The organism is Endozoicomonas sp. ONNA2, assembly GCF_024606365.1.
Taxonomy (GTDB): Bacteria; Pseudomonadota; Gammaproteobacteria; order Pseudomonadales; family Endozoicomonadaceae; genus Endozoicomonas.
This window is the reverse complement of sequence record NZ_JAHHPO010000870.1, coordinates 1-13,991: the sequence shown is the minus strand read 5'-3', so window position 1 is coordinate 13,991 and position 13,991 is coordinate 1. Positions and strand designations below refer to the sequence as shown.

Here is a 13,991-nt window from a genome sequence, read left to right as displayed (position 1 = left end):
AGGGAGCATAGCCTTAGCTATGTGACCGGAGTTGCAACGCAGCAGAGTGACTGTCAACTTAGTCAGAAAATATGATTTCATTTGGTTAACTACTTATGTACATGTCAAGTAGTTTGGCTCGGCTTCAGTAATGATTGCATATCCGCTCTTGATCAGATGTTGTGGGGTTTTTCAGGTCAGATAAATATAAGTCATATCGCTTCCTCTCAATAAACCATCTGTGGTTTACCTGCGTAAATGACACAAACGGGCTTTACATGGGGTGGATACGATGAACATTGGTAACAAATCAAGACTATTGGACAGGTCAATATCGTGACACAGGCAACCGGACAAAACGCTGCCCCGTTAGCAGTCACACCTCAGAGATGTAAGGCAGCACGACAATTCTGCACAATAATAATAAGAAGTTTCCGCTGTGATCAGCGAATAGTCAGGGGATGTAAGGGAATAATGATGCAGCAGGTGAAATCACTCTTTCTTCTTCTTATGGGGCTGGCTGTAACGGGTAGTAGCCGTGCTGCATGGGAAGTCAATATGACCGAAGGTGTCACGGCGGTCAGCCGGAATATCTACGGACTCCACATGACTATATTCATGATCTGTGTCGTGATCGGCCTGATTGTCTTTGGTGTCATGTTTTATTCTATTTTCAAACACCGAAAGTCCAAAGGTGCGGTAGCTCATCAGTTTCATGAAAGTACACTGATTGAGATTGTTTGGACATCCATTCCTTTTCTGATTCTGGTACTGATGGCTATTCCGGCGACCAAAACGCTGGTGGAAATCTACAATACTGACGAGGCTGATATTGATATCAAGATTACCGGCTACCAGTGGAAGTGGCAGTACGAGTATGTCGGAGAAGGTGTCTCTTTTTTTAGCAACCTCAGTACGCCACGGGAACAGATCCTTAATGTTCGGGACAAAAATCCAAATTATCTGCTGGAGGTGGATGAACCGCTGGTAGTTCCCGTAGATAAAAAGGTTCGATTTCTGGTGACTGCTGCTGACGTTATTCACTCCTGGTGGGTTCCTGCCCTGGCTGTAAAGCGTGACGCCATTCCCGGATTTATTAACGAAGCCTGGACTAATATCGAAGTGCCCGGTACCTACCGCGGGCAGTGTGCAGAATTGTGTGGTAAGGATCACGGTTACATGCCTATTGTTGTTGAGGCCAAGTCACAGGAAGACTACGAGGCTTGGCTGCAGGCAAAAAAAGATGCAGCAGGAAAAGAGCGTGAGCTGACCGACAAGACCTGGACTATGGCAGAGCTAATGGACAGGGGTGAGCAGACCTACAACAAGGTCTGTGCTGTATGTCATCAGCCCAACGGTACCGGCATGCCACCAATATTCCCTGCGCTGAAAGGCAGCCCAATGGCAACTGAAGCAGACCAGATTGGAGCGCATGTGGATATTGTTATGAACGGTAAGAAAGGTTCGGCAATGCAGGCCTTTGCCGGCCAGTTGAGTGAGGTTGACCTTGCGGCAGTTATTACCTACGAGCGAAATGCCTGGGGCAACGACACAGGGGAAATGGTGACTCCCAAAGAGATTGTGGAGTACAAGAAAACTGGCAAATATGTAGAAGATCCGGCCAAACAGTCCATGCCCGATAACCAGCAGGCGAGCCTGTAAGGAGAGTAGATATGACTTCGGTAACTGATACTGCTTCTTCACTAGATCAGGAGCATCATCACGGGCCTGCCAAAGGGTTGATGCGTTGGGTTCTGACAACCAATCACAAAGACATTGGCTCAATGTACCTCTGGTTCAGCTTCGTTATGTTTCTGACCGGCGGGGCTATGGCCATGATCATCCGGGCTGAGCTATTCCAGCCCGGACTGCAGATTGTTGAGCCGGCTTTTTTTAACCAGATGACCACAATGCACGGTTTGATCATGGTTTTTGGTGCTGTTATGCCAGCTTTTGTCGGGTTGGCTAACTGGATGATTCCCATGATGATCGGCGCGCCGGATATGGCCATGCCCCGGATGAATAACTGGAGCTTCTGGATTCTCCCCTTTGCAGCAGTGATGCTGGTGAGCACCTTATTTATGGAGGGCGGTGGTCCTAACTTCGGCTGGACCTTTTATGCACCGCTTTCAACAGACTATTCACCCCCTTCAACCACATTCTTTATCTTCGCAATCCACATGCTTGGGGTTTCTTCCATCATGGGGGCAATTAATATCATTGCCACCATCCTGAACCTCAGGGCTCCCGGGATGACCATGATGAAAATGCCCTTGTTTGTCTGGACCTGGCTGATCACTGCTTATCTGCTAATTGCGGTTATGCCGGTACTGGCAGGTGCAGTAACAATGATGTTGATGGACATCCATTTTGGAACCAGTTTCTTCAATGCCGGTGGTGGTGGTGATCCGGTTCTGTTCCAGCATATTTTCTGGTTCTTTGGGCATCCGGAAGTTTACATCATGATTCTGCCCTCCTTCGGGATTGTCTCAGCCATTATTCCGGCATTTGCCCGTAAACACCTGTTTGGTTATACCTCCATGGTGTACGCCACCGCCAGCATCGCTTTTTTGTCGTTTATTGTCTGGGCCCATCATATGTTCACAGTTGGTATACCGCTGATTGGTGAGCTGTTCTTTATGTACGCCACCATGTTGATTGCTGTACCCACCGGGGTGAAGGTATTTAACTGGGTGACCACCATGTTCCGAGGCTCCATGACTTTTGAGACACCAATGCTGTTTTCCACCGCGTTTGTGGTGCTCTTTACCATTGGTGGTTTCTCCGGGTTGATGCTGTCAATCGCCCCTGCTGACTTCCAATACCACGACACCTATTTTGTGGTGGCTCATTTCCACTATGTTCTGGTGCCGGGAGCGATCTTTGCTATTTTTGCTGCTTGTTACTACTGGCTGCCCAAGTGGACTGGTCATATGTATGACGAGCCACTGGCCAAGGTGCATTTCTGGATGTCCTTTATTGGGATGAACCTGACGTTCTTTCCAATGCACTTTGTCGGGCTGGCTGGCATGCCCCGAAGGATTCCTGACTACGCACTGCAGTTTGCCAACTTCAATGAAATATCCAGTGTTGGCGGTTTTATGTTTGGAACTACGCAACTGCTATTCCTCTTTATTGTGATCAAATGCATCAGGAGTGGAGCAAAAGCGGAGGCCAAGCCCTGGGAAGGTGCTGAAGGATTAGAATGGAGTGTGCCATCACCAGCACCCTATCACACTTTCACCACTCCACCGGATGTGAAGTAAACGACAGGAGTCAATATGAGCGAAGAAGATAGAGAAAAGCCCGAGGTTATTGAGCAATCAACTCGCCGTACTGTCATTCGCTCCATAATCGTAGCTTGTGGTATGTTCGCTTTTGGTTTTGCCATGGTGCCACTGTACAACGTGTTCTGTCAGGTGACTGGTCTGAATGGCAAAACAGACCCTGACCCATATATGTACAAGGCTGCAGAAGCCAAGGTGGATACCAGTCGTGATATCAAGGTGCAGTTCGTAGCCACTAAAAATGCAGGTATGAGTTGGGATTTTTATCCTAGTACCCCCCAAGTGACCGTACATCCCGGCGAACCGGGTCTGCTCAACTTCGTTGCGAAAAACCCTACCGGTAAAACCATCGTGGGCCAGGCCATTCCCAGTGTGACACCATTTGAAGCAACCAATTTTTTGCATAAGGTCGAATGTTTTTGTTTTACCACTCAGACCCTGCAGCCGTGGGAAGAAAAGGTGATGCCATTGCGCATTATTGTCGATCAGGAGCTGCCAAAGCATATAAAAAAGCTAACCTTGTCTTACACGTTGTTTGATGTAACCCATTTGAACTGAATTTCTGTGTTTTGTTTATTCAGAGACTGCTATTAAAATTACTCGGGAGAAAAGGCGTACTCCCTGTCAGATCAGGAGAGGTGAGATAAAACATTATGGCTACCGAAGGTACCTACTACGTTCCGGCCCAGAGTAAATGGCCAATCATTGCATCTATTGGACTTTTTCTGACCCTTCTTGGGGCCGGCATGATGATGAATGATATGAGCGCCGGTGTTAAGAACTCTAGTGCACACTATGTATTTTACGCCGGTGGCCTGATTATGGCCTGGATGCTGTTTGGCTGGTTCGGCAATGTCATTCAGGAGTCCCGCGCCGGGCTATACAGTGCCCAGATGGACCGAACATTTCGCTGGGGAATGTTCTGGTTTATTTTTTCTGAAATCATGTTTTTCGCCGCACTGTTCGGGACCCTGTTCTACGTTCGGGTTCTGGCCGTCCCCTGGCTCGCCGGTGAGGGTGAAGGGGCCATGACTCACGAAATGCTCTGGCCGGACTTTGCCGCAAGCTGGCCGCTGATGGTGAATCCGGACAATGACCTTTTTGTTGGCGCCGCCGATGTGGTCGATCCCTTTCACTTGCCACTGTTGAATACGCTTTTATTGGTAGCTTCCAGTATCACATTGACACTGGCGCATCACGCATTGCGTGCTAATGAACGCTACAAGATAAAATTGTGGTTGATTCTGACGCTGGTTCTTGGCACCGCATTCTTATTTTTCCAGGTAGAAGAATACATTGAAGCCTACAACGAACTTGGGTTGACCTTGAGTGCTGGCATTTATGGCTCCACTTTCTTCCTGTTGACCGGTTTTCACGGTGCTCATGTAACGCTGGGAGCCATTATGCTGGCAGTAATGCTGGTGCGAGTTTATCAGGGGCATTTTGAGGCGGATAACCACTTTGCCTTTGAAGCCGCCAGCTGGTATTGGCACTTTGTGGATGTGGTATGGGTTGGACTGTTTATTTTTGTTTACCTGATTTAATTATCGATACAACCAGGGTGCCTGGCTTTGGATATCGCCATGGAGCCAGGCAGCGACAATAATCATCATAATCAAAACAGTCAGACCGATGCGAATTTTCAGGGAGTTCAGTAGTTTGGGCGAACTCTTTTTCTCGGTCAGCAAAAAATAAAAACCGGTGCCCAGACTGATAACTACGGCAATAAAAAGAACAACAACGACGAGTTTTATCCACATATTCCTGGCTCAAGAAAGTTATCCACAAGGCAAATTCCTGAGATGAACTCAGTTTTTTTCCGCACTTTCTGGGACACAATAGCATAGAAAGACTGTTCACTTGATGTTTGGATTCAGATTGAAGTTGACCCTGTTAGTGATTGCCACCCTGCCAGTGCTGGTGAGTCTCGGCTTCTGGCAGCTGTCACGCTACGAGCAGAAATTGCTGCTGGAACAGGCTTATGAATCTCGCCATGCTCTTGAACCGCTGACGCTTCCCAAGGTTCAACATCACCAGGACCCTGTGTACCTGCCTTTCACTGTGAGTGGCCGGTATGACCCGGATCGATACTTTCTTCTGGATAATCAGGTGTTTCAGGGTGAGGCCGGGTATGAGCTGTTCATGCCGTTCCTGAGTGATCATGGCGTATGGTTGCTGATTGACCGAGGTTGGATCGCTGCTGGTGATCGGGAATTGTTGCCAGAGGTGATCACAGACCCGGGGCATCTGATACTGTCCGGGTTTGCGTATAAGCCACAGGGCAAACCGTTTTTACTCGCGGAAGATATCTGGGAAGAAGGCTGGCCGAAACGCATCCAGGCGTTGGACCCAATGAAAATATCGGAAGCCATAGAGAGCGTGATGCCAGATTTTTTCATGGTGCTCAAGGCAGGTCAGCCCGGTGCTGAGCAGATGCGCCCGATGGTGATTAATCTGAAGTCAGAGAAGCACTTGGGCTACGCCTTTCAATGGTTTGCCATGGCACTGGTCCTGTTGTTGCTGTATGGGTTCCAGATGATTCGCGCAAGTAAGAACAAGCATAACGTGTGAGGTGCTCATGACAACAAACAATAACAACCGGCTGCCGCTTGCCCTTGTCATTCTGATTCCGGCCATTGCCATGGGGTTGGCCTGGGTTATGTACTTTACCGGGGTATGGATACCTGAAGGAAGGACCAATAAAGGCGAGCTTTTATTACCACCGGCCCAGTTTTCCCAACTGCATCTTCAGGATGGCGAAAAGCGTGTAGACGCAACAGAAACAGAGGGTCTCTGGCGAGTGGTGGTGTTTGGCAGTGCCCGTTGTGAAGAGTCTGAGTGCGTGGCAAGCCTTTATAAAACCCGTCAGGTGCACATTGCGTTGGGAAAGGAGTCTGAGCGGGTGACCCGATTTTACATTGCTCCGGAAAAACCGGTGCCGTCTTCAGAACTTGAAACCGAGCATCCGGGAATTTACTGGCTGAACGCGGATAAAAACCATGTGCAAACAGCACTCGGTCTGAAACATTGGCCAGAAAACCGTATTTTTATTATTGATCCGCTGGGTAATCTGATCATGGGTTATCAGGTTGATCAGCCCGGTGGTGATGTGCTGAAAGATCTGCAAAAACTGCTGAAAGCGTCCAACATCGGTTAATGGGTACTCAATGATTATTGAATCATTGTTTTTAGTTTTTGGATAAAAAAAGGGTTGGTAATGGGTAGTCAACTCACTGGAACGGTGATGAAGAAAAAAGGATTTTATCTGGCTCTGATCGCAACGTTGCTGGCAAGTATCGTAGTTGGTGTAGGTGCCTATACGAGGCTGGTGCATGCCGGACTGGGTTGTCCTGACTGGCCGGGCTGTTATGGTTTTCTGACCGTGCCGGATACTCGCCAGGAGATTGCTCATGCCGAGTCACTCTTTCCGGATGCTCCGGTTGAAGTTGATAAGGGCTGGGCTGAGATGATCCACCGTTATGTGGCCGGTACCCTGATGCTGCTGGTGTTGATGATTGTAATTCAGGCAGTCAGAAACCGGCGTGAGCCGGGTCAACCGTTCAAGTTACCCATTCTGATTCTGGCATTGATTACCCTGCAAGCTGCTTTTGGTATGTGGACCGTTACGCTGAAGCTGTGGCCCCAGGTTGTTACTGCTCATTTGCTGGGCGGTTTTGCCACCTTCAGTTTGTTGTTTCTCTTAACCTTGCGGTTGTCCGCAGTGCATCAGGAAAAGGTGCCAAATAAACCGTTCTTATTACTTAAATGTCTGGGGGTATTCAGTTTGGTACTGTTGGTTGGCCAAATCAGTCTCGGCGGTTGGACCAGCTCTAACTATGCAGCCCTTGCCTGTCCTGATCTGCCCATGTGTCAGGGGCAATGGTTGCCACCCATGAATTTTGCCGAGGGATTCGATGTCGGGCAGGATATTGGTCCCAACTATCTGGGGGGGCAGCTGCATGCTGAAGCCAGGACCGCCATACATTTTGCCCACAGGGCCGGGGCAATACTGATAGTGATATTACTGACGTTGCAAATGTTTATTGCGCTCAAGGTATCGTTCATGGTGGGTGGTTCTGTTGGGTCAATGGTTCGAAAACTGATGCTGCTGGTTATGATTATGCTGACGATCCAGGTGGGTCTTGGCCTGAGCAATATCATCTGGAGCCTGCCGTTGAGTATTGCTGTAGCCCATAATCTGGGGGGTGCCCTGTTGTTGTTATCACTGGTGGCCTATAACTACTTCTTATTCGGAGGTGGTTTCGTGAAAAGCAGTTCGAACAACAGTATGCAGAAAAGGGAGGCGGAAGCATGAGTCAAAGTAATGTACTAACAGCACGGAGTGCCCACTGGCGGGATTATCTTGAGCTGACCAAACCCAAAGTTGTCGCACTGATGATCTTAACGTCGGTTATTGGTATGTATCTCGCCACACCCGGCTGGGTGCCTCTGGATATTCTGTTCTTTGGTAACCTGGGCATTGCCCTGTGTGCCGGTGCCGCAGCGGTGATTAACCATGTGGTTGACCGACAGATTGATACAGTAATGGCGAGAACCCAAAAGCGACCGGTGGCCACCGGTCGGGTTGAACCGCTCCAGGCGGTCATTTTCGCCTTTATCATTGGTTCACTGGGAATGGCCATACTGTTCGTGCTGGTTAACCCCCTCACAGCCTGGTTAACGTTTGCCTCCCTGATGGGCTATGCGGTGGTTTACACGCTGATTCTGAAACGGGCAACGCCACAGAATATTGTCATTGGTGGTTTGGCCGGGGCGGCTCCGCCCCTGCTCGGCTGGACTGCTGTGACCGGACACTTTGAGGGCCATGGCCTTTTACTGGTACTGATTATTTTTGCCTGGACGCCTCCTCATTTCTGGGCTTTGGCGATCCATCGCAAGGAGGAGTACGCCAAAGCGGATGTGCCCATGTTGCCAGTTACCCATGGAGAGGCATATACCAAACTTCATATTCTGCTCTACACCATAATCATGTGTCTGGTCACCTTGCTGCCATTCCTTACCGGTATGAGTGGAGGTATCTATTTGGTGGGGGCAACCATTCTGGGTGCACGCTTTCTGTATTGGTCAGTTGCCCTGCTTCGTGACAGCAGACCTGACGCTGCCATCAAGACCTTCAGGTTTTCAATTACCTATTTGATGCTGCTATTTGTCGTGTTACTGGTTGACCACTATTCATTTTATCTCTGGGTGTAAGGAGTACCTGTGGACACAAAAAGGAGTAAAGGGGTGAAAAAGACGGTCACTATCTTACTGGCCGCCGTGGCTGTTGTACTGGGGATGACGGCGAATAAATTCATCAACAAGCCTGCGTTATCCAAAGAACAGCTGCAACAGATGGGGGCGGTGGTGTTTGAAACACCCAGGGCGTTCACCATGGACGGACTGGTTGACCATAACGGCCAGCCATTTGTCGCAGAAAACCTTAAGGGTCGCTGGAGTCTGGTCTATTTTGGCTTCACCTTCTGCCCCGATATCTGCCCGGCAACGCTCAGTCAATTAAACAAACTGGACGCACTGCTCAAGGAGAAGTCGCCGAGTCTGGCTAAAGAGATGCAGTACCTGATGGTGACGGTGGACCCACGAAGAGACACCCCTGAAAAGCTGAAAGGCTATGTGCCCTACTTTAATAAGGACTTCACTGGCGTAACCGGAGAAATCGCCAGTGTTTATAACCTGGCGGTTCAGATGAACGTCCCGTTTACCCCGGTGGTTGAACCTGAGGATGAGTTTTATTTGGTGGATCACGGTGCCAACCTGGCCTTGATTAATCCGCAAGGACACTATCATGGGTTTATACGTCCACCATTGGAGCCCGAAAAGCTCAGGACAGCGCTATTAAGTATTGACAAGCGTCATTGAGTCTTAATTTTCTGATTTTAAAGCCAGCGAATGCTGGCTTTAACCTGAATACATGTCCAAGCTTGCATTTAGCAGCCTCAATCATTTCTGATAACTCTTAGAGACTACCTTGAAAGTCTACCAGCATCTCGACAACTGCTTGCTTCAGGGGAAATAACTCCATGTTGATTATTTGGGCAGTAATCGTTTGAATGGTATCGGGAAGAGCTGGATCATCGGGTTTGGCAAGACTTAAGGATCCCCTCAAATTATCAAGACAAGCAGTATTGCAGATTCTTTTTGCTTTTACCGAATCAACCTCTTTCAGGATTTTGGATGCAAGCGTCTCAATGTCAAGATATGCACGATAATCGTTGTTCAGCTCAATAGCCCAATGAATATCATCGTTATCAATGGCTCTTTTTATGAGTGTATCCACAGCCTTCTGGCTCCAACATCGGCTGCTTGCCAGCTGTTCTTGACAGGCTTCTTTGGCAAAACGATAAACGTCTTGAAAATATTGATTGGATTTGCTTGCCAGCTTTTCCAGAATCATGATGTTTGCCGCTTTGGTGTCTTGTTCGCTGGAAAAAAAAGGGAGTATCAGTTCAAGCAGAGAACGCTTATTTTGATCGATAGCCTTAACAATCGCTTCTTTGAGTTTCGCAGGGTCTATTGTTGCCTGGTGGCGGGCCTTTAGTTCACCTGCCCACTCCAAACCTTCACGACTAATAGTGCTGACTGCCTTTGACATCGCGGCATCAACGGCAGTTTGATTCATGACACCGTGACTTAGCAATGTGCTGATAAAGCCCATGTAATTGACAAAAAATCTGCGAGAACTCTGATCAAGAAGCTTTGGGGAGACATCTTGCGGCTGCGTTGCCACGGTTTTTAAAATGTAACACAGGGTGAACTGACAAGCCCCGTCATCTTTATTGTAGAGACTCAAGATGCTTTGTACAGTTTGGCTCATTTCATCATCATAAGTTTTTTGCAGTTGCTCCTTCAGTTGCGAAAAGTTCAGGGAGAATTCATATTGATCTTTCATTGCTTTTGCGTCATCGAATCTACCTTCTGAAACAAGATAATCAAACGCCTCTTTGAGTGCGGTTTTATTTGGTATTTTTGATTCAACCAGTCGGTTGACCAATATATAGTTTACATAGCGTTCTTTTTTTAATACTTCGTGCAAAAAGTCGGAAACAATCGTTTTAGAGGCATCATCGTTAGTTATTAATTCCAATGCTAACTGAATTTTATTATTGGCACATACCGTATCAGACAAACGACCGGGTGATGGTGGTAATGCTTGCCACAACACTTCCTTTAATTGAGCTGCACTGAGGGTGAGTCCGTATCGGCTTTTCAGTTGCCATATTGCAGGAAAGTTATTTGACTTTATCGCCTCGTCCATTAGAGGCTTTATAGCATCCAAAGTCAGCGGGTCACAGTGTACCGATCTTTCTACAGCCGAGAGCGTTGGGTCTTTGGTTTTGGGTCTGTCACAGTAATCAAAATGTAATGATCCTGTTACCCGAAAATTCTTCGGATTATTCTCAATTACTTTCGTTTTACAGACGGCACAAGTAGCAGCGTATGGAAGACTAACGTCCAGATCAGCCAATTTTCGGCAATGCTCATGCCAATTCCCGGAACATTTTTTATGCATCATGTGTCTGCATGGAGACAAGATTACTATATGTTCATGATAGAAGCCGTGAATGTTGTTAAAATCAGGGTTTTCATCAAGATCGTTCAGACAAACCGAACACATGTATTTTCCTGAATTACACATTGAGCGATATGAAACATTCATTATCTACACCGTCAATTTTATAAGTCAGGTTTTAATGTAGTTAGCGAATCATTCCGGATCAAGATTATTATTTACCATATCAAGAACAAAGAAATAGAGTATACATTCAACTGCTGCCGGAGATCAGTCTGACTAAAGTACTTAGTCTTTACACACTAAGCACATCTCACATAGTTGTTAAATAATGTGATATCAAGAGCCCTGAATTCAGGAGCTTTAATTGCAAACTGGCTTTTCTTATGGATCAAATCCAAGAATTGGCGTGATCAGGATTTCAAAAAGCTTAACCCGTGTATTCTGAACCTTGATGATTGGTCGTTGGAATGCTTTGTTTAAAGGAATTGCTGCCGGGAAGGAATTGGTATTAGTAGCCAGCCCTGTCGCGTATACGACCTTGGGCTGATTTCTGTATTGTGCATTCCCGGACTCAGGTTACGTTCTTTTTATCAAACGGGTGATTATAAACAGTAAAAAACTGGCCACAACCACTGAAGGCGCGGCAGGTGTGTCCAGATACCATGAAGCGGCCAAGCCTTTGGACACACCAAGGATGCCAAGCAACGCTGAAACAACAACCATCTGTTCTGGTGTACGTGACAGCCGCTGGGCGGTCGCTGCCGGAATAATCATCAGGGAAGTAATCAGCAGGACACCGACAATCTTCATGGCTACAGCGATCACCAGAGCCATTAACAGGGTGAGGGTCAGCCTGAGTTTCCTGACCGGAATGCCCTCCACCTGGGCCAGCTCGGCATGAACAGACATGGATAACAGCGGCTTCCAGAGCCATGCCAGTGTCACCACAACCAGCGCACCGCCTGCGTAAATCCAGTAAAGGTCTGAGAGGCCGGTTGCCAGCAGGTCCCCAAACAGATAAGACATCAGATCCACCCGAATCTTATCCGCAAAACTGACCGCCACCAGGCCAATGGATAACGAGCTGTGGGCCAGGATTCCCAGCAGGGTGTCGGTAGCCATTCGTTGTTTTTCCTGGAAACTGACCAGAATAGCGGCAACCATCAGTGAACAGGCGATAACCGCCAGGTTGATGTTGATATCCAGTATCAGCCCCAGCGAAACACCCAGTAGCGCAGAGTGCGAGAGGGTATCCCCAAAATAGGCCATGCGTCTCCAGACCACAAAGCAGCCCAGTGGTGCTGCCAGAAGCGCCACGCCATAGCCTGCCAGCAGGGCATGCAGGAGTATATCTGGCATCATTATTTTCCTTCAGATACAGGGCCTTGTGGCTTAAGAATATGGCCGTCTACACCGTGGTGATCGTGATGATGAGTATATACCGCCAGTTCGTCCGACTCACCACCAAACAGGCGAAGGTATTCCGGGTGCTGCTTGACCTGGTGAGGATGGCCAGAGCAGCAGATGTGTTGATTGATGCAAATGACCTTGTCGGTGGATGCCATAACCAGATGGAGGTCGTGGGACACCATCAAAACAGCACAGTGCTCCCGGTTTCTGGATGCATTGCGAATATCCGTAATCAGTTGATAAAGCTCCTTTTGCCCGGTGACATCAACCCCCTGCACCGGTTCATCCAGCACCAGCAGGTGTGGTTTATGCAGCAGTGCCCGGGCCAACAGGACTCTTTGCAGCTCACCGCCCGACAGGGATTGCAAGGGTGAATGGCGTACATGACTGACGCCGGTTCGCCCAAGGGCATCGGGAACGGCGGTCAACCGGCAGCCGGTCAGCTCCAGGAACCGGTTGACCGTCAACGGCATGGAGTCATCAATATGAAGCTTTTGCGGCATGTAGCCAATGCGCAGCCCCTTTCTTATCAGGCGTTGCCCTGAAGAGGGTGCCTGGAGCCCAAGAGCTACACGGACAAGGGTGGTTTTACCGGCACCGTTTGGGCCTATCAGGGTGACGATTTCACCGGGGTTTACCTGCAGATTGATCCCGGTCAGTACTTCTTTGTTCTGGAACTTCATCCAGACATTACTCAACTCTATTAATGGTTGATTCATAAAGTGTAATTATTCAATTCGTTTTGCAGTTAGTGCACAAACCAGCCAACTCGATCGAGGTGTCGGAAATGGTAAAGCCGTGCTCATCAGTACAGGCTTTGAGCGATTGATTAATGGCTGGATCTTCAATTTCCATGGTGGTCCGGCATCGGGTGCAGATAAGAAAACAGCTACTATGTGGCCTGTTCGGGTGGCTGCAGCCAATGTAGGCATTAATGGATGACAAGCGATGGACCAGGCCTTGCTCCCGGAGAAAATCCAACGCCCTGTAGACGGTGGGGGGCTGAGCGGGTTTGGATTCCCCTTGTGTCAATTCTGCCAGTATTTCATAGGCTCCCACCGGGCAATGGCTCTGCCAGATCAGCTCTAGCACTCTCTCTCTGAGGGGCGTCAGACGAATGTTGCGGTTCCGGCAAAGTACACGGGCTTGATTCAAGGCATCTTTGATGCAGTGCTGATGGTTATGCTCTGTGTATGGATTAAAGCAAGACATGATCGGATCAAATAAAATGATGGACGTTATAATATAACGCCTTTACGGAATTTCATAGTTACAAAAAGAAAATTAAAAACCAAGTGGGACTATTTACTCAATTGACAAACAAAAAAATGGATTGATTAATCAAAATTCAAACAAATCTGGTTTGCTGAAAGGAGTAACAATGGAAGCAATGAATTACCGTTCAACAGGCAATAATACAAGTAAATTCTTACAATCGCCTGATTCAGATAAAAAAGAACCTGATTGAGATTAATGTCGGTGTTTAACGGTGCAGGCAAGATCAAAATATTCTGTTGCACCTGGAAAAAATGACTTGGTGAAGACTGTAAAAAAATCGCTTGATAACATCATTTCAAGCATCAGAAGCTTTATAGAAACTGACCAGTGTATTAATAGATCAAACATAGAGTTGCTCTTATTAATATGCAAGCATTACCGTCTTTCGAAAAAAATCTTCCAAAAGACTATTGGACGATTCATTCAGATTTTGTAATGTTGTTGCAAAGTAAGTGCTCAAAAACTACTGGTAAAACAATCGTCCACAATACCAATGGCGTTCT

At 47.7% G+C, this 13,991-nt stretch carries 14 protein-coding genes; 9 read left to right on the top strand and 5 right to left on the bottom strand.

The features are described from left to right. Positions 1 to 453 precede the first annotated feature (453 nt). From coxB to KDK14_RS15495, 4 genes are all read left to right on the top strand, one after another. The gene (gene coxB / locus KDK14_RS15510) at positions 454 to 1,641 is read left to right on the top strand and encodes a cytochrome c oxidase subunit II (protein ID WP_257266078.1); all 1,188 of its coding nucleotides are present in this window, start codon (positions 454 to 456) and stop codon (positions 1,639 to 1,641) included. A gap of 11 nt (positions 1,642 to 1,652) precedes the next feature. Continuing rightward, positions 1,653 to 3,245 (top strand): cytochrome c oxidase subunit I, encoded by a 1,593-nt coding sequence (gene ctaD, locus KDK14_RS15505; protein WP_257266077.1) that lies wholly within the window; start codon positions 1,653 to 1,655, stop codon positions 3,243 to 3,245. Positions 3,246 to 3,260: 15 nt separating this feature from the next. Next, positions 3,261 to 3,824 (top strand): cytochrome c oxidase assembly protein, encoded by a 564-nt coding sequence (locus KDK14_RS15500; protein WP_257266076.1) that lies wholly within the window; start codon positions 3,261 to 3,263, stop codon positions 3,822 to 3,824. A gap of 95 nt (positions 3,825 to 3,919) precedes the next feature. Next, positions 3,920 to 4,810: a cytochrome c oxidase subunit 3 gene (locus KDK14_RS15495; RefSeq protein WP_257266075.1), complete on the top strand. Its 891-nt coding sequence runs from the start codon at positions 3,920 to 3,922 to the stop codon at positions 4,808 to 4,810. Here the strand turns inward: KDK14_RS15495 and KDK14_RS15490 are convergent, their stop codons facing one another. Then, on the bottom strand, positions 4,811 to 5,026 hold the full coding sequence (locus KDK14_RS15490) for a DUF2909 family protein (RefSeq protein WP_257266074.1): 216 nt from the start codon (positions 5,024 to 5,026) through the stop codon (positions 4,811 to 4,813). It lies immediately after the preceding gene. A gap of 118 nt (positions 5,027 to 5,144) precedes the next feature. On the opposite strand from KDK14_RS15490, the gene KDK14_RS15485 reads away from it, so the two are divergent. The 5 genes from KDK14_RS15485 to KDK14_RS15465 are packed head-to-tail and all read left to right on the top strand — an operon-like array spanning position 5,145 to position 9,146. Next, entirely contained in the window at positions 5,145 to 5,837 is a 693-nt protein-coding gene (locus KDK14_RS15485) for an SURF1 family protein (protein WP_257266073.1), read from the top strand. A 7-nt stretch (positions 5,838 to 5,844) separates the two neighbouring features. Next, the gene (locus tag KDK14_RS15480; RefSeq protein ID WP_257266072.1) at positions 5,845 to 6,423 is read left to right on the top strand and encodes a hypothetical protein; all 579 of its coding nucleotides are present in this window, start codon (positions 5,845 to 5,847) and stop codon (positions 6,421 to 6,423) included. 60 nt (positions 6,424 to 6,483) lie between these two features. Next, positions 6,484 to 7,581: a heme A synthase gene (locus KDK14_RS15475; RefSeq protein WP_257266071.1), complete on the top strand. Its 1,098-nt coding sequence runs from the start codon at positions 6,484 to 6,486 to the stop codon at positions 7,579 to 7,581. Continuing rightward, on the top strand, positions 7,578 to 8,480 hold the full coding sequence (gene cyoE / locus KDK14_RS15470; protein ID WP_257266070.1) for a heme o synthase: 903 nt from the start codon (positions 7,578 to 7,580) through the stop codon (positions 8,478 to 8,480). The genes KDK14_RS15475 and cyoE overlap by 4 nt, the downstream gene beginning before the upstream one ends. A gap of 9 nt (positions 8,481 to 8,489) precedes the next feature. Next, complete coding sequence (locus KDK14_RS15465; protein ID WP_257266069.1) at positions 8,490 to 9,146, top strand: SCO family protein; 657 nt, start codon at positions 8,490 to 8,492, stop codon at positions 9,144 to 9,146. 97 nt (positions 9,147 to 9,243) lie between these two features. Here KDK14_RS15465 and KDK14_RS15460 read toward each other — a convergent pair whose 3' ends face one another. The 4 genes from KDK14_RS15460 to KDK14_RS15445 all read right to left on the bottom strand — a co-directional run bounded on the left by KDK14_RS15460 (position 9,244) and on the right by KDK14_RS15445 (position 13,422). Then, on the bottom strand, positions 9,244 to 10,752 hold the full coding sequence (locus KDK14_RS15460; RefSeq protein ID WP_257266068.1) for a hypothetical protein: 1,509 nt from the start codon (positions 10,750 to 10,752) through the stop codon (positions 9,244 to 9,246). A gap of 624 nt (positions 10,753 to 11,376) precedes the next feature. Next, positions 11,377 to 12,159 carry a zinc ABC transporter permease subunit ZnuB gene (gene znuB, locus KDK14_RS15455; RefSeq protein ID WP_257266079.1) on the bottom strand — a complete coding sequence of 261 codons (783 nt, stop codon included), beginning with the start codon at positions 12,157 to 12,159 and terminating at the stop codon, positions 11,377 to 11,379. Between the two features lie 2 nt (positions 12,160 to 12,161). Beyond that, on the bottom strand, positions 12,162 to 12,929 hold the full coding sequence (locus KDK14_RS15450; protein ID WP_257266067.1) for a metal ABC transporter ATP-binding protein: 768 nt from the start codon (positions 12,927 to 12,929) through the stop codon (positions 12,162 to 12,164). A 13-nt stretch (positions 12,930 to 12,942) separates the two neighbouring features. Then, a complete protein-coding gene (locus KDK14_RS15445) occupies positions 12,943 to 13,422 on the bottom strand; it encodes a Fur family transcriptional regulator (RefSeq protein WP_257266066.1) in 480 nt (159 codons plus the stop codon). Positions 13,423 to 13,991: the final 569 nt, after the last annotated feature.